This window comes from Puniceibacterium sediminis (assembly GCF_900188035.1).
Lineage (GTDB): Bacteria > Pseudomonadota > Alphaproteobacteria > Rhodobacterales > Rhodobacteraceae > Puniceibacterium > Puniceibacterium sediminis.
Window position 1 is genome coordinate 1 of the sequence record NZ_FZNN01000016.1, and the last position, 24,742, is coordinate 24,742.

Genomic DNA, 24,742 nt, shown 5'->3' on the forward strand with positions numbered 1-24,742 from the left:
TCAATGCCCTCGGCACTGCCGAGATCATTCGCGTGGCATAACGCCAGCGGGGTAAGGGGAAGTCATGCCTCAGGCGTGAGTTCTGCAACAATGCCCAGCGGACCGACCGAACATGGGCATCGGCGGCATCACACCCGCACAGAAACTGAAAATGGCCGCGTGAATTCTACGGCAGCACCACGTTAAAAATGGGCGGATTACCCCAACGCGATACGCACGGCACCCTTACTGAATTCAACCGTTCTTCCAGGCCCCATGGATCGTCTCCTTTGGTGAAATAAATGCTATCAAAGGGGCGGCATTAAACCGCGGCAGGTCCAGTCCGACACGGTCCGGCTCTCGTTCAGCACCCATGATCTGCTCTCAGAGCCCCACAGTGTTTAATCCCGTAACTGTCGGTAGACACTGGCCCATTTGCCAAATTCATTCGGTAAGTCACGCCAGGGTGCCCCAGTCCGAGCGATCCAGAAAGTCCCGTCAAGAACAGGACCTGACCTTGGCCGCTGGTCGTTGGCGAATAGGATCACATCCGACACGAGTTGGTCCGCTTGCCGGGCGAGCGGACCAACAAGAATGAGGGCGGCAGGGCGTTCAAAGACCCTGCCGCTTCCGGCCAGATCCCGGGTTTTCAGATCATCGATTTCAGGGCACGTTCGATCCCGCGTACCTCTGATAACCCGCGCAGGCGTCCGATCAGGGGATAGCCGGGAGCGGTCCTGCGAGTGACGTCATCAAGGATAGCGTGGCCGTGGTCGGGCCGGAAGGGCAGGGTGATGCTCTGGTCGCGCTCTATTTCCAGTACCGCGCGGACAATTGCGACCATGTCGACGTCGCCGTCAAGATGCGGTGCCTCGTGAAAGGATAGCCCATCCGCCTCGCGGCGCGTCGAGCGCAGGTGAAGAAAATAGACTCGGTCGGCATGGGCCTTCAGCATTGAGGGGAGATCGTTTTCCGCGCGCACACCGTAAGACCCGGTACAAAAGGTGAAGCCATTGGCAGGTGATGGTGACATCGCTGCAATAGCCTCCATATCGGCAGCGGTGGACACGATCCGGGGCAGACCAAAGATCGGGCGGGGCGGGTCATCGGGGTGGATGGCAAGGACGATGCCAGCCGCCTCTGCTGCGGGCAGCACAATCGCAAGAAAGGCGGCAAGGTTCGCGCGCAGATCGTCCGGGCCGATCCCGTCATAGGCGGTCAGTCTGGCTTTAAACCCTTCTGCAGTATAACTTTCTTCGGACCCCGGCAGACCGGCGAGGATGGTGGCGGTCAGCGCGTCACGGTCGGCTTGGGTTATTTCGACCGCGCGGGTCGCGGCGCGGGCGCGCATGTCGGGGTCGTGGTCATCCTCGGCCCCCGGACGGCAAAGCACATGGATGTCAAAGGCGGCAAAGTCGGTGGCGTCAAATCGCAGGCAGCGCGCGCCATCGGGCAGTTCGTACCACAGGTTGGTGCGGGTCCAGTCCAGCACCGGCATAAAGTTGTAGCAGACTGTGCGGATGCCGCAGGCGCCAAGGTTGGTAAGGCTTTCCGCCCATGCCAAAGCGTGGCGTTCCCAGCCGGGGGCGGCGGTTTTGATGTCCTCATGTACCGGAATGCTTTCGACCACGTCCCAGGTCAGGCCGACGGCGGTAATCATGTCGCGCCGTGCGATGATTTCGTCGCACGGCCAGACGGTACCGTTCGCCAGATGATGCAAGGCGGTGACAATTCCACTGGCCCCAGTCTGGCGGATCTCTTGCAGGCTGATGGCATCGTCTGGTCCGAACCAGCGCCAGGCTTGTCTCACATCATTCTCCGTAAATTGGGTGGTTTGGTCAGACTTCGGGAAGGCTGGCCGGGGTGAAGAGGAAGCCGTCAAAGGCGGTATCCCCCACGTCCGACAGTTCCATCAGGGTGTCGCTGACATTGGTGAGGTGCTGTCGCATGGCCAGCCGGGCGCGGGCGCTGTCGCGGGCCTGAAGGGCAGCAAGGATTTCGTGGTGGTCGTCAAGCCATTGGCGGCGATAGCTTTCATCGAAGATGCGATCGTGCAGCTGTGCCCACATCCGGCTTTGGCGACGTTTGGACCACAGCGTTTCGACCATTTCGACAAGGACGCCATTCTGGGTCGCCTCGGCGATCAGGCGGTGAAAGGCTTCGTCGCCGGAATAGTCGTCCGACTTTGCTTCGATCCCGCGGCGCTCGGTTTCAAGCGCCTCGCGCATCCGGGTGATATCGGCCTTGGTAACCATGGCGGCGGCAAATCCGGCGATCGCGCTTTCGATCAGCTGGCGCGCCTGAAGCAGTTCAAACGGGCCGATGTCGTCATGGGGGGGCTGCTCTTCGCCCTTGGGGTCGCGCATGAGGTAAATGCCCGAACCCTTGCGGACCTGAACGATGCCCTCGACTTCGAGCATGATGATTGCGTCGCGCACAAGGCCACGGCTGATTTTCATGTATTCGGCGATCTGGCGTTCCGTAATCAGCCGATCCCCCACAGCGTAGCCTTCGGAGACGATGAGTTTCCGAAGGTCGCGGGCAACGTCCTGATAGAGGCGGGCTGAATTCTTCATCCTGATGCCTTCCTTACTAATCACATGACAGACGCGCGGACAGGGGTTTATCTGCAAGAGTTGCCGGATTTGATCAATGCGGCGGGATGCCCGTCGCGCCATGGGGGCTGGGGTCTGATCCCCGGCCCCCCAAACGTGACGGACAACCCATCACATCCGTTTTGCTGCGTCTAGTTCGCCGCTTTCTGGATGCGGTCGATCAAATCGCCAATGCGTTCGCTACTGCCAGCGGTTTCTTCGATCATCGGGCTGACGGCTGCCATGAACGGGGCCTTGTCTACCTCGTGGATGGATACACCCATGTCGGCCTTGGCCTCTGCAAAGGTGGCATCGACGATGCCCTGCCACTGGTCGCGCTGGAATGCCATGGATTCCTTGGCCGCTTCGTTCAGAGCGGTTTTTTCTTCGTCGCTCAGGTCATCCCAGGCGCAGTTCGAGATCACGACAACCGAAGGTACCATGGTGTGTTCGTCCAGCGAATAATGCTTGGTCACTTCGCCGTGGCGGCCGGTGGTCAGCGCGGTCGGGTTGTTTTCGGCCCCGTCGACGACACCCTGCTGAAGCGCGGAATAAAGTTCACCCCAGGAAATCGGGGTCGGGCTGGCGCCAAGCAGTTCAACCATGCGGATGGCCGAGGGGCTGGGCTGCACGCGGATCTTCATGCCCTTGAGGTCATCGGGGCTGAGGATCGGCTTGTTGGCATAGAACGACCGCGCGCCTTCGGTGAGGTAAGAGATGCCGCGAAAGCCATGATCGACCGAGGCGTCCAGCACGTCCTGACCGATTTCACCATTTATAACGTTCCAGAAGTGTTCTTCGCTTTGGAACAGGAAGGGCAAGTTGAAGGCGGCGTAATCGGTGTCAAAGGCTTCGAGCTCGGAGGTGTTCGATTTCGCCATGTCGAGCGAGCAGTTCTGCACCAGCTCCATCGATTCGCGCTGGGTACCAAGCTGCGAGTTGGCGTAGACGCGGATTTTCAGATCACCGTTGGTCAGTTCCTCGACCCGGTCCGCCATCAGCTGCATTGCCACGTGAAGCGGGTGTTCCGGCGGGTTGTTATGGTTCAGACGCAGGGTTTTGGCGTCGGCGGCGGTACCGAGTGCAGTGAGCGCGGTGGCGGCCAGGGCCAGGGTGCGCAGCGTATTTCTCATTTGGGTCTCCCCCCATTTGTATTAGCCGGAAGATCGGTTTCCAGCGCAGATTGGTCAACTTATTTTGACCTTTCAGCCAAGGAAGGTCTAATTTCAACGCCATGATGTCAACCAAAATTTAAAATAGGTTGACCAAAGCAAGCCGCTTGGTCATGGTCGCGCCACTGTTGAAACGGCGCGGCCGTTACATCACACGAAGATCCCGGAGGAGGGGGCATATCATGACATTGGCATTCCGTGCGGGAGGACGTCCCGCATGAAACAGGCCCTTGATTCATTGCAACGAAGCGTAATCGTTGTTGTTTTCGTCGTGCTGGTCATCTGCGTCAGCTGGCAGGTCATCACCCGGTATATCCTTGGTGTGCCATCTACCATCACGGACGAAATCGCCCGCTTTTTGTTCATCTGGCTGGCGCTGTTAGGCGGGGCCTATACCTATGGGCAGGGTCGGCATCTGGCGATCGACACAATCGCCAGATCCCTGACCGGGCGCAACCGACTGATTGTCGAGGCCTGCATAACCGTCCTGGTCGCCGCTTTTGCTGCCTGTGTGCTGGTCTGGGGCGGTTTGCAGCTGGTGTTTCAGACGCTGTCGGCCGGGCAGATATCGCCGTCGCTGCGTATTCCCATGGGCTATGTCTATTGCGCCGTGCCGATCAGTGGGGTCGTCATCCTGTGCTACGCGGTATCGCAGTTGATCACGCTGGCCCGCGGGCGGTTGCCCGACGCAATCACCCAAGATGTACCGCCGGTAGAGTGAGGACAGTCAGATGAACTGGGCAGTAATAATCCTTTTCGGGTCGTTCTTTGTGCTGATGGCGGTGGGTGTTCCAATCGCCTTTTCCATCGGCATCTCGGCCACTCTGACGTTCCTGCTGTTCATGAGCTTTGACCAGTCGGTCTTTGTTGTGGCGCAGCAGATGGCGTCGGGGCTGGACAGCTTTACCCTTCTGGCGATCCCGTTCTTTATCCTTGCGGGCAACATCATGAACCGGGGCGGGCTCGCCATACGGCTGGTTGCGCTGGCGCAGGTTTTGGGCGGGCGTCTGCCGGGGGCGCTGGCGCATTGCAACGTAATCGCCAACATGATGTTCGGGTCTATTTCCGGCTCTGCCGTTGCCTCGGCGGCGGCTGTGGGTGGGGTGATGGCGCCGCTACAGAAGAAAGAGGGCTATGACCCAGCGTTTTCCGCTGCGGTCAACATCGCATCTTCGCCGACGGGGTTGCTCATCCCGCCGTCGACCACCTTCATCGTCTATTCATTGATCACCGGCGGCACGTCGATTTCGGCGCTGTTCGTCGCGGGGTATTTGCCGGGAATACTGATGGGCCTGTCGCTGATGATGGTGGCCGGGTTCATCGCGAAAAAGCGGGGCTATCCGCTGATGCCACGCCCAAGCTGGCGTGAGGTCGGCATCACCGTGCGTGACGCGATCCTGCCGCTTGGCCTGATCGTTGTTGTCATGGGCGGGATCGTCGGGGGCATCTTTACCGCGACCGAGGCATCCGCGGCGGCGGTTATCTATTCGTTGTTTCTGGCGCTGATCTGGTACGGAGAGTTGAAGATCCGCGACCTGCCGAAGATCATTCTGGACAGCGCCGTGACGACGACAACCGTACTGCTGATGATCGGCGCGTCGATGGCGATGTCGCGGGCGATGGCCTTTGGCGACATTCCCTATACCGTTTCGGATCTTTTGCTGGGGTTGTCGGACAATCCGCTGGTTGTGCTGCTGTTGATCAACGTGGCGCTGCTGGTTGTGGGCACATTCATGGACATGACGCCGGCCCTGCTGATCTTTACGCCGATCTTTCTGCCGGTGGTGCAGAATCTCGGCATGGACCCGGTGCATTTCGGCGTGGTGATGACGCTGAACCTGTGCATCGGGGTCTGTACGCCCCCGGTGGGGTCGGTGCTGTTTATCGGCTGTTCCATTGCGAATGTGCCGATTGACCGGGTCATCAGGCCACTACTGCCGTTCTACGCGGTGCTGATCGCGCTGTTGCTGCTGGTGACTTATGTCCCCGACATCAGCCTGTTCCTGCCGCGACTTATCCTCAATTACTGACACGGGGCTATGCCATGAAGACACTGAAAACCTGGGCGCTGGACGGGCAGGATGCCACTGGTGTGACGTTGACACTGGGGACCCGTGGGCAGCTGCGGATCGCGGTGCTGGAGGATGCGCTGTTCCGCGTTTCGCTGGTGCGGGATGCAGGTTGGAGGCAGGGGCGCACCTGGTCCATCGCCCCCGATGGGGACACACCTTGGGAAGGCCGGTCGCGCGATAGCGTGGAAGGGTTCAGTTGCCCCGGGTTCACTTTGGATCAGGGCGAATCCACGCTGACAATCGCCACGGGCGCGGTGCGGCTCACTGTGTCGACGCCGCTGTGCCTGACATGGCAGGCGTTTCACGATGGCGCATGGGTGACCTTTGCCCAAGAACGCCCGACAAGCGCCTATATGGCGGGTATTCGCGACTACCGGCATTCACATTTCCTGCTGCGCCGCCCCGGAGAGCGGTTCTATGGTTTGGGCGAAAAGACCGGGGAGCTGGAGCGGTCAGGCAGGCGCTATGAGATGCGCAATCTTGACGCCATGGGCTACGACGCGGAAACCACCGACCCACTGTATAAACATCTTCCGGTGACACTGACCAAAACGCCGGATGCGGGCAGTTATTCGCTATTTTACGACAACCTCGCGACCTGCTGGTTTGATCTGGGCAATGAGCTGGACAATTATCACCTGCCGTTCCGTGCCTACCGGGCCGAAGACGGCGATCTGGATTATTATCTGCGCTGGTCGCCCGACCTGCTGGGGCTGGTCAAGGGGCAGGCGCGGCTGACCGGCGGCACCGCCTTTCCGCCCCGCTGGGCGCTGGGGTATTCCGGGTCCACGATGAGCTATACCGACGAGCCGGACGCACAGGTACGGCTGAACACTTTCCTCGACCGGCTGGCAGAATATCGCATCCCCTGTGACAGTTTCCAGATGTCATCGGGATATACCTCGATCGGGGCAAAGCGGTATGTGTTCAACTGGAACACCGCGAAGTTTCCCGACATCGACAGCATGACGGCCAGTTTTGCGGATGCTGGTGTGAACCTTGTCGCGAATATCAAGCCGTGCCTGCTAAAGGACCATCCAAGGTATGATGAGGTGGCCGAAGCCGGGCTGTTCATCACCGACAGCGAAGACGCTACGCCCGAGATTTCGACATTCTGGGATGCAGAAGGGTCGCATCTGGATTTCACCAATCGGGCAACCGTGGACTGGTGGAAATCCAACGTGACGACGGCCTTGCTGGACCATGGCATCGCGTCCACATGGAACGACAACAACGAATACGAGGTCTGGGACGATACGGCGATTTGTGCGGGCTTTGGCAAATCCATCGACGTCAGTCTGATCCGCCCGCTGCATTCGGTGCTGATGACCCGTGCATCCGAAGAGGCGCAGATCGAACATGCGCCGGATGTCCGGCCCTATCTGATTTCGCGTGCCGGTGCGCCGGGCATCCAGAGGTACGCGCAGACCTGGACCGGGGACAACCGCACGGCGTGGAAGACGATCCGCTACAACACCTACATGGGCCTTGGCTTGTCGATGTCGGGCATATTCAACGTCGGGCATGACGTTGGCGGCTTTTCCGGCCCAAAGCCCGGGCCGGAACTGTTCCTGCGCTGGATTCAGAACGGCATTTTTCACCCCCGATTCACCATCCATTCGTGGAACGACAACGCGACGGCCAATGAGGCCTGGATGTACCCCGAGATCCTGCCGCAGGTGCGCGACGCGCTGGCGCTGCGTTATGCGCTGGTGCCCTATCTTTACACGCTCCTTTACCGAGCGGTTACGGCGGATGAACCGATGCTGCGGCCCACCTTTCTTGACCACGAACAGGATGCGCGCTGTTTTGAGCAGAGCGATGATTTCATGCTAGGCCGCGATCTGCTGGTTGCCAGCGTGATGGATGAGGGCGCAACCGAACGGCGTATCTGGCTGCCTGCGAATGTGACCGGCTGGTGGGATTATCACGCCGGCACCTGGCATGAGGGCGGGCAAGAGATCACGCTGCCGGTCGATCTGGGGTCGATCCCGCTGTTTGTGCGGGGCGGGGCGGTCATTCCGCTGGCCGAAGGGGCGGCGCGGGCGGATGCGGCATCGGGTGCGCGGGTGCTGGCGGTGTTCCCGGCAATGGGTGCACAGGATGGCACATCGCTGCTCTACGAAGATGATGGGCAGGCCGCGGATGCGCTGGACGGCAATCACTGCCTGATCATGGCGCGGCTCTCAGGGGATCAGGCGCTGAAGCTGGAATTGTCGATGACGGGCGCATACACGCCGGGCTTTGATAGCGTAAAGGTTGTGCTGCCACGGGGCGAAAAGCGGATCCTGTCGGCGAATGGCATCTCCGTGGCCACAGGTGATATAGTGACACTTGGCGCCACGTGATGGAAACCGTGCGCCTGCCCCCAACTTATGATCGATCCGCGCTGAGACCTCGCATTCTGCATCTTGGCTTTGGCGCTTTTGCCCGGGCGCATCCGCTGGTTTATCTTGACGGCGCGATTGGGGTTGGCGGGGTTGCGCAAGACTGGGGTGTGGTGGCCGTGCGGCTGAATTCGGGGGTCGGGGATCTGACGGCGCTGGATGCGGCGGATGGGCTATATACCGTGCTCGAGGCGGACGGCGACAGCGTGACCGCCCGCCAAATTGGTGCAGTTGTGGCCACTTGCCACCCCGCACGTGATGGGCACGATGCGCTGCTGGCTCTGTTCGCCCTGCCGTCGATGTCCATCGTGTCGCTGACCATCACTGAAAAGGGGTACTGCCTGTCGGGCACATCGCTGGATCGGAATCATCCCGCGATCCGCGCTGATCTGGCCGATCCCGGTGCCCCGCGTACCGCCATCGGCGTGATTGTCGAGGGGCTGTCGCGGCGGCGGGCGGCGGGGCTGGGCGGATTAACCGTTCTGTCCTGTGACAACCTGCCAGAGAATGGCAGGCTTGCGCGGGCGGCAGTGCTTCAATTCGCACGGGCCCGCGACGCGGATCTGGCGATCTGGATCGAGGCGCATGTAACGTTTCCCGCCACCATGGTGGATCGGATTGTGCCGGCGCTGGACGCCGAAGGGCGCGAGCTGATCACCCGCATGACTGGCGAACCCGACCCTAACGGCATTGTCTGCGAGCCGTTCCGCCAGTGGGTGATCGAAGATGACTTTGCTGCCGGTCGCCCCGCTTGGGAGAAGGCCGGAGCCCAACTGGTGTCCGATGTCCGTCCCTATGAAGAGATGAAGCTGCGGATGCTGAACGGGGCGCATACCTTTCTTGCCACGCTTGGCGCGCTGGCAGGGCATGCAAAGATTGCCGACTGCATGGGGGATCCGGTTTTTCGCCGCGCCGCTCGGCAGCTGATGCTGAGCGAACAGGCGCCGACGCTTGCGCAATTGCCGGGGGTGGATCTGCCGACTTATGCCGATGCGCTGCTGGCACGGTTTTCGAATTCGCGTCTGAACCACCGGACGACGCAGATTGCGACCGACACCTCGGCCAAGCTGCCGCAGCGGATCTTGGCGCCTGCGCGCGTGCATCTGGATGCAGGTAAAGGCTGGCCGCTGCTTTCGCTCTGCATTGCGGGGTGGATGGCCTATGTGCGTGAGGCAGCTGTTGATGCGACTGCGCTGCCGCTGTCCGACCCGCTTGCCGAACGTCTGCGCGACATTGCCACAACCAAGGATGCTGATATCTATTTGCGTCGTATGCTGGCTCTGCGAGAGGTCTTTCCCGAAGATCTGGCAAAGCGCGGCCCGTTTTGTGACGCAGTCGGCGGTGCCTATGCGCGGATCACGGCTGTGGGCGCGCGTGCCGCTGTGCAGGAAAGACTGCGCTGAAAGCCGGTGCCGCGGCCGTGTGACATCGCCATTGGTTCCTGAGCCGACACGACTTTCCGCCCCGGACCATATTTTTTCTGCTTTGGCGCTCTGCCTCTCGATTTTCGGAACGGGGTTGGGTATGCCATTGTAGACAACAAAAAAGGCGTGAAACACCATGGCAGACCAGAAGACCCCCGATATCGTTTACACCAAGGTGGATGAAGCGCCGGAACTGGCGTCGGCATCCTTTCTGCCGGTCATCCGGACCTTTGCGGCGGCAGCCGATGTAACGATCGGGACGCGCGACATTTCGCTGGCGGGCCGCATCATCGCGGCATTCCCGGAAAACCTGACCGAGGCGCAGCGCCAGTCCGATGATCTGGCAATACTGGGTGAGCTGGTGAAAACGCCGACGGCGAATGTCATCAAGCTGCCGAACATCTCGGCCTCTGTGCCGCAGCTGGTTGCCGCGCTGAAGGAATTGCAGTCGCAGGGCTATGACATTCCCGACTACCCGGAAAACCCCGAAACCGACGCCGAAAAATCCGCGCGCGCCCGGTTTGACGCGATCAAGGGGTCGGCGGTGAACCCGGTTCTGCGCGAAGGCAATTCGGACCGTCGCGCGGCGATCGCCGTCAAGAAATACGCCATGGCAAACCCGCATTCGATGGGTGTCTGGACGGCGGACAGCAAAACGCATGTATCGACCATGGGCGCCAATGATTTCCGCGCCAACGAAACATCGGTCACGCTGAGCACTGCGCAGGCCGGTGCCGCGCGGATCGAACATGTGGCCAGGGACGGCACTGTCACCGTGCTGAAGGACGCTGTGAGCTTTCCTGCGGGCACGGTTGTGGACGCGACGTTCCTGTCGGCCAAGGCGCTGGATGCCTTTCTGGTCGAACAGATCGACGCGACCAAGGCGGATGGTGTGCTGTTTTCCATCCACCTGAAGGCCACGATGATGAAGGTCTCGGACCCGATCATCTTTGGTCACGCGGTCAAGGCGTATCTCAAGCCGGTGTTTGACAAATACGCAGCCGAACTGGACGCCGCAGGCGTGGATGCGAATTCCGGTCTGGGGAGCCTGCTGGAGGTGGTCGCGACCGCCCCCAAGGGTCAAGAGATCCTGGCCGAAATCGACGCGGTGATGGCAACGCGCCCGCCGATGTACATGGTGAATTCCGACAAGGGCATCACCAACCTGCATGTGCCGTCTGACGTGATCATCGACGCATCGCTGCCCGCGCTGATCCGCGCCGGTGGCAAGGGCTGGGGCCCGGACAACAAGGAACACGACACCAATTGCGTGATCCCGGACAGCTCCTACGCTGCGGTCTATGCCGAGGCGATCAACGACTGCAAAAAGAACGGCGCGCTGGACCCGACCACCGCAGGCACGGTGCAGAACGTCGGCCTGATGGCGCAGAAGGCCGAGGAATACGGATCACACCCGACAACCTTTGAAATCGCGGCGGACGGCGTGGTGCGGATGATCGCGGCCAACGGCGATCTGCTGCATGAACACACGGTCGAGGCTGGTGACATCTGGCGTTCGGCATCGACCCGCAAGGCCCCGATCGAAGACTGGGTGCAGCTGGCCATCGACCGTCAGGCGGCTGAGGGCTGCGAGGCGATCTTCTGGCTGGACGAAGGCCGTGCCCATGACGCCGAGCTGATCAAATACGTCAAGCCCCTGCTGGAAGCCAAGGGCGTGTCGGACAAGTTCCGCATTCTGGCCCCGGCCGAGGCGACAAAGGTGTCCTTTGCGACGATCCGCGCGGGCAAGACATCCATCGCGGTCACCGGCAACGTGCTGCGCGACTATCTGACCGACCTGTTCCCGATCCTGGAGCTGGGCACCTCGGCCAAGATGCTGTCGATCGTCAAGTTGATGAACGGCGGCGGGTTGTTCGAAACCGGGGCAGGGGGATCGGCCCCCAAGCACGTGCAACAGCTGGTCGAACAGAACCACCTGCGCTGGGATTCGCTGGGTGAATTCTGCGCGCTTGGTGAAAGCCTGAAGTACCTGGCCGAGGTCAGTGGCAACGCCAAGGCCCGCATTCTGGGCAAAGCCGTGGATGTGGCGACGCAGGGCGTGCTGGACCACGACAAATCCCCGGGCCGCAAGGTCGGTCAGCCGGACAACCGCGCCAGCCACTACTACTTTGCGCTCTACTGGGCGCAGGCGCTGGCCGGGCAGTCGGACGACCCCAGAATGGCCGCGCATTTCGCGCCGATGGCCAAGGCGCTGGCCGATAATGAAACGGCAATCCTTGCCGAACTGACGGCGGATGCGGGCAAGCCTGCGGACATCGGCGGGTATTATCACAGCGACCCGGCCAAGACGGCGGCGGTCATGCGGCCCTCGCCGACGATGAACAAGATCATCGGCTGATACGAAAAAAAGCCCCGCCAGAGTCATTCTGGCGGGGCTTTCCTTTGCCCGGGTACCGGTAGGGCCGGTGTTACCGTTTGGCGGCGTAGTAGGCGACCTTGCGTTCCAGATAGGCCAGAAATTCCGAGATCGAAAAGGCCAGTGCAAAGAGCACGATAAGCACCGCCCAGAAGTGGGTCATCAGGAAATTGCTGGCGTAGAGTTCGAACAGCGCACCGAAGCCGACGATGGAAATCAGCAGCTGGCCGATGATCACGCCCTTGACCGCGCGGATCACCCCGATGCGCACGCCACCGAGGATTTCCGGCAGGGCGGCCCAGAAGTAGATCTTCACAAAGGCGTCCAGTGGTGAGGCACCAAAGCTGGTCGCCATTTCGACAAGCGAGCGGTTGATCTGGCGTACGCCCGCGCGGGTGTTGAGGATGATGATCCAGATCCCGAACAGCGTCGTGGTGATGATGATCGACGTCAGGCCAAAGCCGAACAGAACCATCAGCACCGGCACAAGGGCGGTGAGCGGCGCGCTGACAAAGATGTTCACCCAAGGCAGCAGCAATTCGTCCAGCAGGCGGCTTTTGCCCATCAGGATGCCGGTTGGAATGCCGATCACGATGGAAAAGAACACCCCGGCCAGAAAGGCCTGCGCCGTTTCGGTCAGCGCGGTCACAAAGGCCGGTGTGCCGATGATCTTGAACAGGGTCACAAAGACCTCTGACAGGGGCGGGACGAAAAAGGTCGCCCCTGTCTGCCCGATGATTTCCCACAACAGCGCCCAGAGCAGCAGGGACGACATGGCGGGGAGCTTGTGTCCGTAAATCCTCATGTCCGTCCCCTATTCGACATAGTTGCGCAGCGAGGCCCAGATTTCATCCACGATATCAAGGTATTCCGGGTCGCGACGGATGTTGCCGACGCCCTTGGTACGGAAGCTGGTGGGGCGGATGATTTCGGACACGCGGCTGGGGCGGGGCAGCAGGATCGCGATCTGATCCGAGACATAGACCGCTTCTTCGATGGAATGGGTCACGAAGATGAAGGTCTTGTTCTCATTCTCGACCAGCGCCAGCAGATCCTCCTGGAACTTGCGGCGGGTCTGTTCGTCGACCGCCGAAAAGGGTTCGTCCAGCAGCAGCACTTTGGAATCGACCGACAGCGCGCGGGCGAGGCCGACACGTTGACGCATCCCGCCCGAGAGTTCATGCGGAAAGGCGCGTTCGAACCCGGCAAGGCCGACATCGCGGATGTATTTCTCGGCCTTGGCTTCGCGTTCAGAGCGGGGCACCCCGCGCAGTTCAAGGCCAAAGGCCACGTTGCGCAACACGCTGGCCCAGGGCAGCAGCGCGAAATCCTGAAAAACAAAGGCGCGGTTGGGGCCGGGGCCTGACACCGCCTTGCCGTTCACGATGATTTCGCCGCTGTCGGGTTTCAGCAACCCGGCGATGATCTTGAGCAGGGTCGTCTTGCCACAGCCCGACGGCCCCAGAAGCGATGTCAGCTGCCCGCGCGGGAATTCCAGCGACATGTTCTTGAGCGCCTCGACCGCGCCGTAATTCTTGGACACACCGCGTACGGAGACGGCGATGTCCTGATCCGACGGCTGCGCGTCGTCAAACGCCTGTCTAGTCTGTGACATAACCACGGTCATTCCCTTCAAAGAGTATATTTTCTATTTTTTCCAGCAGGTTGAGGAACAGCACCGCCAGAAGGATGATCGAGAAGATCGCCGCATACATGCTGGGATAATCCGCGATCGAACGGCTGTAGGAGATGATGTCGCCAACCCCGGTCGGCGTGATCTTGAGTTCCGACAGGATCGCCCCGATGAAGCCCGCGGAAACCCCGAGCCGCAGCCCGGAAAAGATCACCGGCGAGGCGGCGGGGATGATGATCTTGAGCAGGACATCGCGATCCTTGGCCAAGAACGACCGCCCCATTTCCTTGAGCGATTCGGGCGTGTTGCGCACCGCGCTGGAGGTGTTGAGCACGATGACCGGCATCGCCATGATGCAGACCACGAAGACCTTGGACGTGAGGCCAATGCCGTAGGCCATGACCAGCAGCGGGATCAGCGCGGCCAGCGGGGCGGCCTGCATCACGATGAAGATCGGTGAGAACAGCCATTCGAATTTTTCGCTGAGCCCGATCCAGAGGCCAAGGCCGATGCCAAGCACGGTCGAGATCGCCACACCGACGATCAGGGGCTTCAGCGTTTCGGCGTAGGCGTGAAATATGCTGCCATCCAGCGTCATGCGCAGCAGCGAATCCATCGATTCAAGGAAGGTCGGAAAGGCATAGCTGACCGGGATGCGGCCAGCGATTTCCCAGGCGCCAAAGACGACGGCAGCCGACAGGATCTTGAGGAGCAGGGATCTGTGTATCATGAAACCTCGGGTGTCGGGTTCGGGTGGCAGAAGGGCAATGTGCCCCCGACCGGATTATTGGCCGGGGGCAGGAAGCGCTTACTTTGCCGCAGCGTCGAGCGGCGCGAGGTACCAGAAATCCTCGATGTTCAGTTCTGCGGGATTCCCGTCAAGCTGACCGGCGGCAGTGTACCATTCAAGGTCAGCCTGAGCGGCCTTGCGGCCCCCACCGTTGGGATCATACAGCCCGCCTGCAACGGCTTCGGTATAAAAGCCGTCGAGTTCACCAAGGATTTCAGCCGGCAACTGACCGATGGGACCATCGGGGTTGGTTTCGCGGCTGATGATGGTGGGATCGGCGGACATGTCCTGCCAGACGCTGAGCAGGGCAGAGACAAGGATATCGACCTGTTCGCTGTTTTCCTTGATCCAGTCGAGGTTGGCAAAGAGCGCCTCGTCGCTGGCGTCCACATCGAACATCGGCAGGACGTTGAAACGGTCATCCGCTTCGGCGATGATCTTGTTCTTGTTGGACAGGTCCAGAATGGTGGCTTCGGCCTGACCTGCCAGCATTGCCACGACGCGGTTGGACGACCCCGGCACATAGGACCGTTCACCGAACTTGATGCCGATGCGTTCCTCGATCACGTTGGCGATGGAATCCGTGCCGCCGCCGCGCGAATGCAGCATGATCGGATGCCCGTCGAGCTGTTTGAGGTCGGTGTATTCCTCGACCGCGACCGGGAAAAACTTCAGCTTGGAGAGCTGAAAGATGATCCGCAGGGGCGCTTTGGACCGCTGCATGGCCGCGTAGGGCGTGCCGAAACCGATGTCCATCTGACCGCTGAGAATGGCCTGAATGGCCAGCTCTTCGTCGGCAAAGGCGGTCCATTCATAGTCCAGCCCGTTGGCCTTGGCCCGGTCCAGCGCCACGAAGAATGCGGCGAGTTCGTCCGAGGGTGTTTCCGCCAGCGCGATCTTCAGCGGCTCGGCGGTGACGGCTGTCACCATCGTCGATATGGCCAGCGCGGTGGCTGCGATATACTTTCCGAAATGCATCATTGTTGTTCTCCTCCCAGTGAACTTTTTCGATGTGTTGGTCGTGCCGGTTAGGGCCGACTCTCCGACTGCCGTCGTTTTTGTGGCTTCGTTTCAAGCTTCTCCAAAAAGGCGGTCGGATACGGAACGCAGGTGCGTTCGCATGGCTTCGTAGGCGGCGTCGGGGAACCGCGATTCAATCGCCTGAACGATGGCGGCATGTTCGGCAAAACTGGTGTGGGTGGCCGGGGGGCGGGGGGTGTCGCGGATCACACTGCCCCAGACCACGGCGCGCCGCACCTGGTTGAGATGTTCGAACAGGGACACCAGCAAGAGGTTGTCGCTGGCCTCGGCGATATGGCTGTGCAGGTGGTCGTCCTGTTCCTCGTACTCGGCCCAGGTGGTGGCGGAACGGGCGCGTTCCATCGCGCGCTTCATCTGCGACAGATCCTTGCCCGAGGCGTTGATTGCCGCCTCGCGGGCGATGGCGGGTTCGATCACCAGCCGCGCCCGCATCATCCGGAAGGGCGTGAGGTTGCGCCCCAACTGGACCAGTTCATCCGAGGCGCGGTTGCCGTCGGGTTCCGCAACAAAGGTGCCCTTGCCCACATGCCGCCAGATGAATCCTTCGCGCTCCAACGCATCCAGCGCCTTGCGCAGCTCGGTGCGGCTCATCTCCAGCCGGACGGTCAGGTCGCGTTCGGCGGGCAGCCGATCACCGGCGGTGTAATCACCCTCCTGGATGAATTCCCGCAGCTTTTCGACCATTGGGTCAGCTTTCAAGGCGCGTTCGGAATACTGCAAGGTCACCCCTTATTGGTGCACCAATGTGGTGCGATTCAGCAAAGATATGCCAAACCATTGACGATTACATCGAACAGATCAAGTATTTTATGATTGGTTGGGATTGATTTATGCAAAACGCTCGGCTATCCAAATGGTGAAATTGCAGCCACGAGAGGTCATAAATGCCAGATTTTGTTATCCCCGCTCCGCCCGTTCCGACGATTCCTGTCGTCGGTGGCGGGGATTTTCCGGTCCGCCGCGTCTACTGCATTGGTCGGAACTATGCCGCGCATGCCATCGAGATGGGGCACGACCCCGACCGCGAGGATCCGTTCTTTTTCCAGAAGAACCCCAACAACCTCGATACCACGGGCGAATTCCCCTATCCGCCGCACAGCTCGGATGTGCACCACGAGGTGGAACTGTCGGTGATGCTGAAATCCGGCGGCAGCAATATCCCGGTCGAATCGGCGCTTGACCATGTCTATGGCTACGCGCTGTCGCTGGACATGACCCGCCGCGACCGTCAGGGCGAAATGAAGAAGGCAGGCCGCCCCTGGGAAATCGGCAAGGCGTTTGAACGCTCTGCGCCCACCGGCCCCGTGCATCCGGTTGCCGAAGTCGGCCACCCGGACAGCGGCGCCGTTACCCTGAAGGTGAACGGAGAGCTGCGTCAGGAAGGTGACTTGAACCAGCTGATCTGGAAGGTGCCGGAAATGATTTCCTACCTGTCGGAATACTTCGAACTTGCGGCGGGCGATGTGATCATGTCGGGCACGCCGTCCGGCGTCGGTCCGGTGGTCAAGGGCGACAGCATGGAAGTCGCGATCGAGGGCCTTGGTTCCATGACGGTCGTCGTCGTCTGATAACCACGGCACTTTGGCGTCGGCAGTTACCTGCCGACGCAGCCGATCTTGACGGACATCGCAGGGCCCCGATTTATTGGCCCGCTGCTATTTAATAGACGGCTGGGTCCCCGGGCATTTCATTCGGAGGCAGATCCGGCTGCTCTTGGGGCACTTGCACAGGGTTCTCTGGCGGATTTGCGGGCGGCTCTTCGTTGGGCTGCTCAACAGGCGATTCGTTGGGCGTGTCGTCCGGAATGGACTGCGGCGCATCGGGGTCGTGTGGCATGACTGATATCCTTTATTGTGGTGAATCAACGAATTTTCCCCATCCCCGGTTCCCCGCCGGTCGCCCCAGACAGTTAGCCAGAACCAACGGGCGGCCCTGTCTGCTGCTTTCTTGTGCATAAGAGCTGAACGGCAAAGCGTGTGGCGAGAGACAGCCCTACACGTATAACGGGTTTTGCGAGCCGTGAGAGCCAGTTTGGTTTCATTTCAAGTATATGAAATTCAAATACTTATCCCATCATGGATGGCTTTTCGCATGTCTGAGGCGCCCTCAATGTATAATAACAGCTTATATTTCTAGTCGAATAATAATCCTGTTCTATACTGGCTTTTCAGCGCCGCCGCGGGCCAATTGGGGTCAAGGATGCACCAAAGAACGTGCGTCCACCTCTTGTAACCGACAGGATCCCGCAATGCTGAAACAATTTCTCCTCGCCTCCACCACCACGCTGTGCCTTGCCGGTGCGGCCTTTGCCGAAGTGGCCCCAATCAAGGCCGACGGTTATGCCGCAGCGCTTGACGGGACCTTTGCGCCCCATGCCATGCCGACGATGTCCGGCGAAGTCGAAGGCTTTAACATCGACCTGGCCGCCGCCATTGCCGACAAACTCGGCGTGCCGGTCACTGTCACCGCGGCACAGTTTTCGGGTCTGATCCCGGCGCTGCAGGCGGGGACCTATGACTTTCTGGTCGCGCCCACCACTGTCACCGAAGAGCGTGCGGAAAACCTGCTGTTTACCGAAGGCTTCATGGACACCAACTTTCGCTTTGTTGTCCCCACCGGGTCAGAGGCTGCCGGGTTTGGCAGTCTTGAGGCATTCAAAGGCATGACCATCGCGGTCAACAAGGGGTCGGTCTACGAACGTTTCCTGGAAGAAAAGACCCCCGAAATGGGTTGGACCATCGTCAGCTTCGGCACCAACACCGACGCTATCCAGGCGGTTCTGTCCGGCCGTGCCGATGCCAACATGGCGGGCGCGACAGCATCGGCCTGGGCGGCCAAGAAAAATCCGCAGGTTGAACTGTCCTATGAACATCCCACCGGTCTGGTCTGGGCCATGCCGTTCCGCAAGGATGATGCGGCCACCCGCAACCTGATCGACAGCGTGCTTGAGTGCCTCAAATCCGACGGGACCATGGTCGCCCTGTCTGAAAAGTGGTTCGAAGTGACGCCAACCGAAGGCACAACCATCGTGACCCCGACCCCGGGCTATGGCGTGCCGGGCTTTGCCGGATACGAAGACAGCGACCACGCAGTGACCTGCGATTTCTGATCCTGCCCGATAGGAAATGGCGGGGCCTTTGGGGCCCCGCCGAACAACAGACGCGCTAACCGCAAGGCGACACAGATGACCCAAGGCCGCACCATGCTCGAGATCACGGCTCTCGAAAAACGGTTTGACCAGACCGCAGTCCTGAGGGCCATCGACCTGAAGGTCAGGGAAGCCGAGCTGGTCTTTGTGATCGGCCCGTCGGGTTCCGGCAAATCCACCATGCTGCGCTGCTGCAACCGGCTGGAAGAGCCGACATCCGGCGCGATCATGATCGACGGGCAACGGATCACCGACATCCCCCGGCGTGATCTGGACCGGATGCGCCTCAAGGTCGGGATGGTGTTCCAAGGCTTTCACCTTTACCCGCATATGTCCGTTCTGAAAAACGTCGTTCTGGCGCAGACCAAGGCGCTGAAACGTCCCAAGGCCGAAGCCGAAGCGCGCGCGCTGGAAATGCTTGATCAGGTAGGGCTGAAGCACAAGGCCGAGGCCATGCCAAATGAGCTGTCCGGCGGTCAGCAGCAACGTGTCGCCATCGCGCGGGCGCTGGCGCTGGACCCCAAGGTGATGCTGTTTGACGAACCGACCTCTGCGCTGGACCCCGAGCTGGTGGGGTCCGTGCTGAAGGTGATGAAGGATCTGCGCGCCAAGGGCATGACCATGCTGGTGGTCAGCCACGAAATGGCCTTTGCCCGAGAGGCGGCCGATCGCGTGGTTTTCATGGACGGCGGATACATCGTTGAACAGGGCACGCCCGAAGAGGTCTTTGGCAACCCGAAATCCGACCGCCTCAAAAGCTTTCTGGCGCGGGTATCCAATCCGAACGAGGATGCAGCCTGATGGGGTTCCTCGATACCTTTTTCAACATGCAGGTCATTGCGAATTACCTGCCTGATCTGATCGACGCGGTGTGGGTGACGCTTGGGCTTGCCGTCGCGACGATCATCAGCGGCGTGCTGGGGGGTGCGCTGATGTCGTGCCTGCGTGTGGCCGGGGTCCGCTGGGTGAACTTTTTCATCATCGTCTTTGCCGACGTGATGCGGGCGCTGCCGCCACTGGTGTTGATCCTGATCCTGTTTTTCGGGATGCCGTCGCTGGGGATCAACCTGTCGGGCTGGATGGTGATCTACATCGTACTGACGGCGGTTCTGATCGCCTTTTCCGAAGAGGTGTTCTGGGGCGGACTGACCGCGGTTACCGCAGGCCAGTGGGAAGCGGGCCGCGCCACGGGCCTGTCCAAGGCGCAAACGCTGTTTTACATCGCCTTTCCGCAGGCCGCCCGCATGGTGATCCCGCCGCTGATCAACCGGGTGCTGGCCACCACAAAGCTGACAGCGCTTGGGTCGGTCATCGGGGTAAAGGAAATCCTGTCGGTCTCTTCGTCCGCCCAAAGCTTTTCAGGCTCGGCCACGCCGCTGACAATGGCCGCCATTGCATATCTCGTCATCTTTATCCCTGCCGTGATCGTATCCCACCGGATCGAACGGCATTACCACTACGCGACTTAGGGGACACAGATGGAAGCGTTCCTCAACACATTCTTCAATTTCGAAATCATGGCCCAGTCGGCGCCGCTGCTGCTGAAGGGCGCGCTGATGACGCTGAAGCTATGTTCAGTCGTGATTGTCTTTGGCCTGATCGGCGGGCTGATGCTTGCCCTGGCGGCGCGGTCGCACAGCCGCCTGCAGAAATGGTGCGCGATCGTCTGGATCGACTTCTTTCGCGCCCTGCCGCCGCTGGTCCTGCTGGTGTTTGTCTATTCCGGCCTGCCATTCGCAGGCATCAGGCTAAGCCCCTTCATGGCCGTGGTCATCGCGTTTTTCCTCAACAACTCTGCCTACTTTGCCGAGGTGTTCCGCGCCGGAATCGCAGCCATCCCCAGGGGCCAGTCAGAGGCCGCCCGCGCCACCGGCCTGTCGCCCGCACAGGTCATGTACCATGTGGTGCTGCCGCAGGCGGTGCGCAACGTCCTGCCCGACCTTCTGTCGAACACGGTTGAGGTGGTGAAACTGACCTCGCTTGCCTCTGTCGTGTCGCTCTCCGAGCTGCTCTATTCGGCCAATATGGCCCGATCTGTCACCTATAATGCCTCGCCGCTGGTGTTTGCGGCCGGCCTTTATCTCCTCGTGCTTTGGCCGCTGGTGCGCGTGATTTCGCGCTATCAGCGTGGCCTTGCCGTGAAATGACCCGAAAGGAAACTGTTATGACCAAGATGATGATCGGCGCTGCCCAGATTGGCGGCATCCAGAAGGACGAAACCCGCGAACAGGTCGTCGCCCGCATGATCGCCCTGATGGACGAAGCCCATGGCAAGGGCGTCGGCTTTCTCGCCTTTCCCGAAATGACGCTGACCACCTTCTTTCCGCGGTTCTATGTCGAGGATCGCGCCGACTTTGACCATTGGTTCGAAACCGAGATGCCGAATGCCGCCGTTCAGCCGCTGTTTGACCGCGCCCGGGAATACGGCATGGGATTTACCTTTGGCTATTGCGAGCTGACCCCGGAGGGCGAGCATTTCAACACCTCGATCATCGTGTCGCCCGAGGGCGAGATCATGCTGAGCTATCGCAAGACCCATCTGCCGGGCCATGCCGAGTTCGAGCCCGAGCGCACGCACCAGCATCTTGAGAAACGGTATTTCCTGCCGGGGGATACCGGATTCAACGTGGTGCGCAGTCAGGGCATCATCATGGGCATGTCGATCTGCAATGACCGCCGCTGGCCCGAAAGCTGGCGGGTGATGGGCCTTCAGGGTGTGCAGCTGGTATCAATCGGCTACAACACGCCGTCGCAGAACAACCTGTCCAAGGACGAAGGCATAGAGCGGCGGATGTACCACCACGAACTGTCGGTCTGCGCCGGTGCCTATCAGAATTCGACCTATGCCATCGCGGTTGCAAAATGCGGCATGGAAGACGGCAACCACATGTTCGCTGGATCGATTATCGTGGACCCGGACGGATTTGTGATAGCCAAGGCACAGGGCGAAGGGGATGAGCTGATCGTGGCCGATGCCGATTTCGACAAATGCGCCTTCGGTAAATCCACGATCTTTAACTTTGACGCGCACCGCCGGATCGAACACTACGGGCTGATCGCGACACAGACCGGCGTAAAGGAACCTTTGAAATGAATTTTGATACTGTCATTCACGGTGGCACGATCGTCACTGCCGACGGACAGTTCAACGGCGATGTCGCCATCACCGAGGGGCGCATCACGGCCATTGCAGAAACCCTGGACGGCGGGGCCGAGCGGATCGACGCGGGCGGCCGTCTGGTCATGCCCGGCGGGATCGAGGCCCATGCCCATATCGCGCAGGAAAGCTCTTCTGGTGTGATGACGGCGGATGACTATCTGTCCGGGTCGATCTCTGCGGCGTTTGGCGGCAATTCGTCGTTCATTCCCTTTGCAGCGCAGCAGCGCGGCCAAAGCGTCGATGACGTGATCGCCACCTATGACGCCCGTGGTGCGCGCTCGGTGATTGATTACAGCTATCACCTGATCATCTCTGATCCGACAGAGGAGGTGCTGCGCGATCAGCTGCCCCGCGCCTTTGCCCGTGGCATCACGTCGTTCAAGGTTTTCATGACCTACGATCTGATGAACCTTGGCGATGGCGGCATGCTGGATATCCTCGAGGTGGCCCGCCACCACGGCGCGATCACCATGGTCCATGCCGAAAACAACGACATGGTGAAATGGATGAACCGCCGTCTGGCCGACAAGGGGCTGACAGCGCCAAGATACCACGCGATTTCCCGCCCCGAACTGGCCGAGGAAGAGGCGATCAACCGTGCAATCCAGCTGGCAAAACTGGTCGATGCGCCGCTGTTTATCGTCCATGTCTCGACCGCAGGCGGGGCGGAAATTGTCCGGCGTGAAAAGTTCAACGGCGCCAAGCTTTTTGCCGAAACCTGTCCGCAGTATCTGGCCCTGACGCGCGAAGATCTTGACCGTCCCGGGATGGAGGGGGCCAAATACATGTGCTCACCACCGCTGCGCGGGCATGACACGCAAGAGACGCTATGGCATCACATTGCCATGGGTACCTTTGAAAGTGTTTCATCCGACCATGCACCCTATCGCGCCGACGCGACCGGGAAATTCCTGAATGGCACGGACGTTGCCTATCCCAAGATCGCAAACGGCATGCCGGGCATCGCGACGCGCCTGCCCTATCTGTTTTCCGAAGGGGTGGTAAAAGGCCGGATCACGCCGGAACAATTTGTGGCGCTGTCGTCGACCAATGCGGCCAAAACCTTTGGCTGCACCACCAAGGGCCGCATTGCGCCGGGCATGGATGCCGATATCGCGATCTGGAACCCGGATGTCACGCACACCGTCACGCAGGCCGATCAGCATGACAACATGGATTACACCCCGTTTGAGGGCATGGTTCTGACCGGCCTGCCCGAAGTGGTGATGAACCGCGGGCGCACCATCGTGTCGCATGGCGCGCTGAAGGCCACCGAAGGGATGGGCCGGTTCTTTGGCCGTGCGCCGGTCGATTTGCGCGGCAAGCCGGGCTTTACCGCACCGGAATTCGATCCCAGCCAGAATTTCGGGTCTGTACTGCGATGAAGATCCTGGTCATCAATCCCAACAGCGCCGCCAGTGTGACGCGGGGTATCGCCGCCGCTCTTGCTCCGCTGGGCGATCATTTTGCCGTCACTGACCTGCCGCAATCCCCCGCGACCATTGCCAGCGACGAAGACGTCGCCCGCGCGGGAATCGGTGTGGCAGAACTGGTGCAAAAGATGGCCGCCGACGCCTATGTCACGGCATGCTTTTCCGATCCCGGGCTGGATCTGGCCCGCAGCCTGACAGGCAAGCCGGTCTTTGGCATTCAAGAGGCCGGGATCTTGACCGCCATGGCGCGTGCCGATCTGTTCGGGATCATTGCGCTGGGGCCAAAATCTATCCCGCGCCACCGCCGCAAGATCCGGATGATGGGCGTCGAGGCGCGCCTGGCGGGCGAACTGGCGCTGTCAGGTGTTTCCGCCGAGGCATCGGGCCGGGACGAAACTGTTTACGCCGAGGTCCGCGCCACCGCCGAACGATTGGGCGAAATGGGCGCTGGGGCGATTGTTCTGGGTTGCGCCGGCATGGCCCCGATCCGCGCGCGGCTCGAGTCCGACACCGGCCTGATCGTGATCGACCCGGTGATGGCAGGCGGCGCGATGGCGCTTGGGTCCGTTCTGGGATGACCCGCCAGGGGGATATGCCGGATGTCTCGCTCAGGCTGCTGGAAATCTTTGCCGGAATGATGCGCTGCGCCACCACCGTCGAGACAGCAGAGTTTCTGGGCATTTCGCAACCGGCCGTCTCCGCCGGGTTGCGACAGCTGGAAACCCAGCTTGGCATTTCGCTGTTCGAACGCGCAGGGCGGCGGCTGTCCCCGACCATGGAAGCGCGCGATCTTTTCGAAGAAATCCGCCCGCTGTTTGGCATTCTGCGGTCGTTTTCAACACGTGCGCGGGATATGCGTTCAGGGCGGATCGGGCGGTTGCGGGTCATGTCGACGCCACCGCTGGGATATTCGCTGGGGCCCAAGGCGCTGCGCGCCTTTCACGCTGCCCGGCCCGATGTCACGGTAAGCTATGATGTGCGGCGGCTGGAAAACGTTCTGGATGCGGTGCAGACGGGTCTCGCGGACATCGGGCTCGTCCTGAACGAGGAAAAGCTCGAAACGGTGAATTCCGAACTTCTGGGGCGCAGTCACATGGTCGTGCTGATGCCTGAAAGCGATCCGCTGGCGTCCGAGGATTCTGTCACGGCCAAAATGCTTTCGGGGCGGTCCATTGTCGGCATCGATCAGGCCTCGCAGCTTGGCCGGCTGGTGGCGCGCGGGTTCGACGTGGGCGGCGAAAGTTACCGCTGCGGGATCGAAGTGCGCTATTGCCAGACCGCAGCGGCGCTGGTGGCCGAGGGTATGGGCGTGACCGTCGTCGACCCCTTTTCCGCCGAACCCTACCTTGGCCGCGGGCTTGTCGCACGCCCCTTTAGCCCGGCTTGCGAGGTCCGCGCGCTGATCCTCACGCGCAAGGGCGTGCCGCATTCGGGTTTGTTGCTGAACTTCATGGAAGAATTGCGTCGCCAGCTGGCCGCGTCAGATTCAGGGCGTGGCGGCCTCACGAAACAGGAAATCCGCTAGCCGTGCT

The 24,742-nt window shown here is 60.8% G+C and carries 23 protein-coding genes and 1 pseudogene; 14 read left to right on the forward strand and 10 right to left on the reverse strand.

What is annotated here, in order from left to right; genetic code table 11:
- Positions 1-386: 386 nt before the first annotated feature.
- From CHB75_RS15835 to CHB75_RS15850, 4 genes and pseudogenes are all read right to left on the reverse strand, one after another.
- Positions 387-485: pseudogene (locus CHB75_RS15835) on the reverse strand (transposase); the annotation flags it as partial.
- Positions 486-628: 143 nt separating this feature from the next.
- Entirely contained in the window at positions 629-1,789 is a 1,161-nt protein-coding gene (gene uxuA, locus CHB75_RS15840) for a mannonate dehydratase (RefSeq protein ID WP_089272244.1), read from the reverse strand.
- A gap of 28 nt (positions 1,790-1,817) precedes the next feature.
- On the reverse strand, positions 1,818-2,555 hold the full coding sequence (locus CHB75_RS15845; RefSeq protein ID WP_089272246.1) for an FCD domain-containing protein: 738 nt from the start codon (positions 2,553-2,555) through the stop codon (positions 1,818-1,820).
- 170 nt (positions 2,556-2,725) lie between these two features.
- Positions 2,726-3,706: a TRAP transporter substrate-binding protein gene (locus tag CHB75_RS15850; protein WP_089272248.1), complete on the reverse strand. Its 981-nt coding sequence runs from the start codon at positions 3,704-3,706 to the stop codon at positions 2,726-2,728.
- A gap of 256 nt (positions 3,707-3,962) precedes the next feature.
- Here CHB75_RS15850 and CHB75_RS15855 point away from each other — a divergent pair, with 256 nt between their 5' ends.
- The 5 genes from CHB75_RS15855 to CHB75_RS15875 all read left to right on the forward strand — a co-directional run bounded on the left by CHB75_RS15855 (position 3,963) and on the right by CHB75_RS15875 (position 11,987).
- Positions 3,963-4,466 carry a TRAP transporter small permease gene (locus CHB75_RS15855; protein ID WP_089272250.1) on the forward strand — a complete coding sequence of 168 codons (504 nt, stop codon included), beginning with the start codon at positions 3,963-3,965 and terminating at the stop codon, positions 4,464-4,466.
- A 10-nt stretch (positions 4,467-4,476) separates the two neighbouring features.
- Positions 4,477-5,775, forward strand: coding sequence for a TRAP transporter large permease (locus CHB75_RS15860; protein ID WP_089272252.1), 1,299 nt, complete (start codon positions 4,477-4,479; stop codon positions 5,773-5,775).
- 14 nt (positions 5,776-5,789) lie between these two features.
- On the forward strand, positions 5,790-8,165 hold the full coding sequence (locus CHB75_RS15865) for a glycoside hydrolase family 31 protein (RefSeq protein WP_089272254.1): 2,376 nt from the start codon (positions 5,790-5,792) through the stop codon (positions 8,163-8,165).
- Positions 8,165-9,607 (forward strand): mannitol dehydrogenase family protein, encoded by a 1,443-nt coding sequence (locus CHB75_RS15870; protein ID WP_089272256.1) that lies wholly within the window; start codon positions 8,165-8,167, stop codon positions 9,605-9,607. Before CHB75_RS15865 ends, CHB75_RS15870 begins: the two co-directional genes overlap by 1 nt.
- A gap of 157 nt (positions 9,608-9,764) precedes the next feature.
- A complete protein-coding gene (locus CHB75_RS15875; RefSeq protein WP_089272258.1) occupies positions 9,765-11,987 on the forward strand; it encodes an NADP-dependent isocitrate dehydrogenase in 2,223 nt (740 codons plus the stop codon).
- Positions 11,988-12,057: 70 nt separating this feature from the next.
- Here the strand turns inward: CHB75_RS15875 and CHB75_RS15880 are convergent, their stop codons facing one another.
- The 5 genes from CHB75_RS15880 to CHB75_RS15900 all read right to left on the reverse strand — a co-directional run bounded on the left by CHB75_RS15880 (position 12,058) and on the right by CHB75_RS15900 (position 16,189).
- On the reverse strand, positions 12,058-12,810 hold the full coding sequence (locus tag CHB75_RS15880) for an ABC transporter permease (protein WP_089272260.1): 753 nt from the start codon (positions 12,808-12,810) through the stop codon (positions 12,058-12,060).
- A gap of 9 nt (positions 12,811-12,819) precedes the next feature.
- On the reverse strand, positions 12,820-13,620 hold the full coding sequence (locus CHB75_RS15885; protein ID WP_089272262.1) for an ABC transporter ATP-binding protein: 801 nt from the start codon (positions 13,618-13,620) through the stop codon (positions 12,820-12,822).
- A complete protein-coding gene (locus CHB75_RS15890; RefSeq protein WP_089272264.1) occupies positions 13,607-14,368 on the reverse strand; it encodes an ABC transporter permease in 762 nt (253 codons plus the stop codon). Before CHB75_RS15890 ends, CHB75_RS15885 begins: the two co-directional genes overlap by 14 nt.
- 78 nt (positions 14,369-14,446) lie before the next feature.
- Complete coding sequence (locus tag CHB75_RS15895) at positions 14,447-15,409, reverse strand: ABC transporter substrate-binding protein (protein ID WP_217898802.1); 963 nt, start codon at positions 15,407-15,409, stop codon at positions 14,447-14,449.
- Between the two features lie 90 nt (positions 15,410-15,499).
- Positions 15,500-16,189: a FadR/GntR family transcriptional regulator gene (locus CHB75_RS15900; protein ID WP_245841014.1), complete on the reverse strand. Its 690-nt coding sequence runs from the start codon at positions 16,187-16,189 to the stop codon at positions 15,500-15,502.
- Positions 16,190-16,353: 164 nt separating this feature from the next.
- Between CHB75_RS15900 and CHB75_RS15905 the strand changes: the two genes are divergently transcribed.
- A complete protein-coding gene (locus CHB75_RS15905; RefSeq protein ID WP_089272268.1) occupies positions 16,354-17,037 on the forward strand; it encodes a fumarylacetoacetate hydrolase family protein in 684 nt (227 codons plus the stop codon).
- Positions 17,038-17,128: 91 nt separating this feature from the next.
- Here the strand turns inward: CHB75_RS15905 and CHB75_RS21730 are convergent, their stop codons facing one another.
- Positions 17,129-17,305 carry a hypothetical protein gene (locus tag CHB75_RS21730; protein WP_176439167.1) on the reverse strand — a complete coding sequence of 59 codons (177 nt, stop codon included), beginning with the start codon at positions 17,303-17,305 and terminating at the stop codon, positions 17,129-17,131.
- A 412-nt stretch (positions 17,306-17,717) separates the two neighbouring features.
- On the opposite strand from CHB75_RS21730, the gene CHB75_RS15910 reads away from it, so the two are divergent.
- From CHB75_RS15910 to CHB75_RS15945, 8 genes are all read left to right on the forward strand, one after another.
- On the forward strand, positions 17,718-18,578 hold the full coding sequence (locus CHB75_RS15910) for a transporter substrate-binding domain-containing protein (protein ID WP_089272270.1): 861 nt from the start codon (positions 17,718-17,720) through the stop codon (positions 18,576-18,578).
- Positions 18,579-18,671: 93 nt separating this feature from the next.
- A complete protein-coding gene (locus CHB75_RS15915) occupies positions 18,672-19,418 on the forward strand; it encodes an amino acid ABC transporter ATP-binding protein (protein WP_089272415.1) in 747 nt (248 codons plus the stop codon).
- Complete coding sequence (locus tag CHB75_RS15920; RefSeq protein ID WP_089272272.1) at positions 19,418-20,086, forward strand: amino acid ABC transporter permease; 669 nt, start codon at positions 19,418-19,420, stop codon at positions 20,084-20,086. Before CHB75_RS15915 ends, CHB75_RS15920 begins: the two co-directional genes overlap by 1 nt.
- A 9-nt stretch (positions 20,087-20,095) precedes the next feature.
- Complete coding sequence (locus CHB75_RS15925) at positions 20,096-20,764, forward strand: amino acid ABC transporter permease (protein WP_089272274.1); 669 nt, start codon at positions 20,096-20,098, stop codon at positions 20,762-20,764.
- Positions 20,765-20,781: 17 nt separating this feature from the next.
- Positions 20,782-21,711, forward strand: coding sequence for an N-carbamoyl-D-amino-acid hydrolase (locus tag CHB75_RS15930; RefSeq protein ID WP_089272276.1), 930 nt, complete (start codon positions 20,782-20,784; stop codon positions 21,709-21,711).
- Positions 21,708-23,162, forward strand: coding sequence for a dihydropyrimidinase (gene hydA, locus CHB75_RS15935; protein WP_089272278.1), 1,455 nt, complete (start codon positions 21,708-21,710; stop codon positions 23,160-23,162). The genes CHB75_RS15930 and hydA overlap by 4 nt, the downstream gene beginning before the upstream one ends.
- Positions 23,159-23,788, forward strand: a complete 630-nt coding sequence (locus tag CHB75_RS15940; RefSeq protein WP_089272280.1) for an aspartate/glutamate racemase family protein — start codon at positions 23,159-23,161, stop codon at positions 23,786-23,788. Before hydA ends, CHB75_RS15940 begins: the two co-directional genes overlap by 4 nt.
- Positions 23,785-24,735 carry a LysR family transcriptional regulator gene (locus CHB75_RS15945; RefSeq protein ID WP_245841016.1) on the forward strand — a complete coding sequence of 317 codons (951 nt, stop codon included), beginning with the start codon at positions 23,785-23,787 and terminating at the stop codon, positions 24,733-24,735. The genes CHB75_RS15940 and CHB75_RS15945 overlap by 4 nt, the downstream gene beginning before the upstream one ends.
- Positions 24,736-24,742 lie beyond the last annotated feature (7 nt).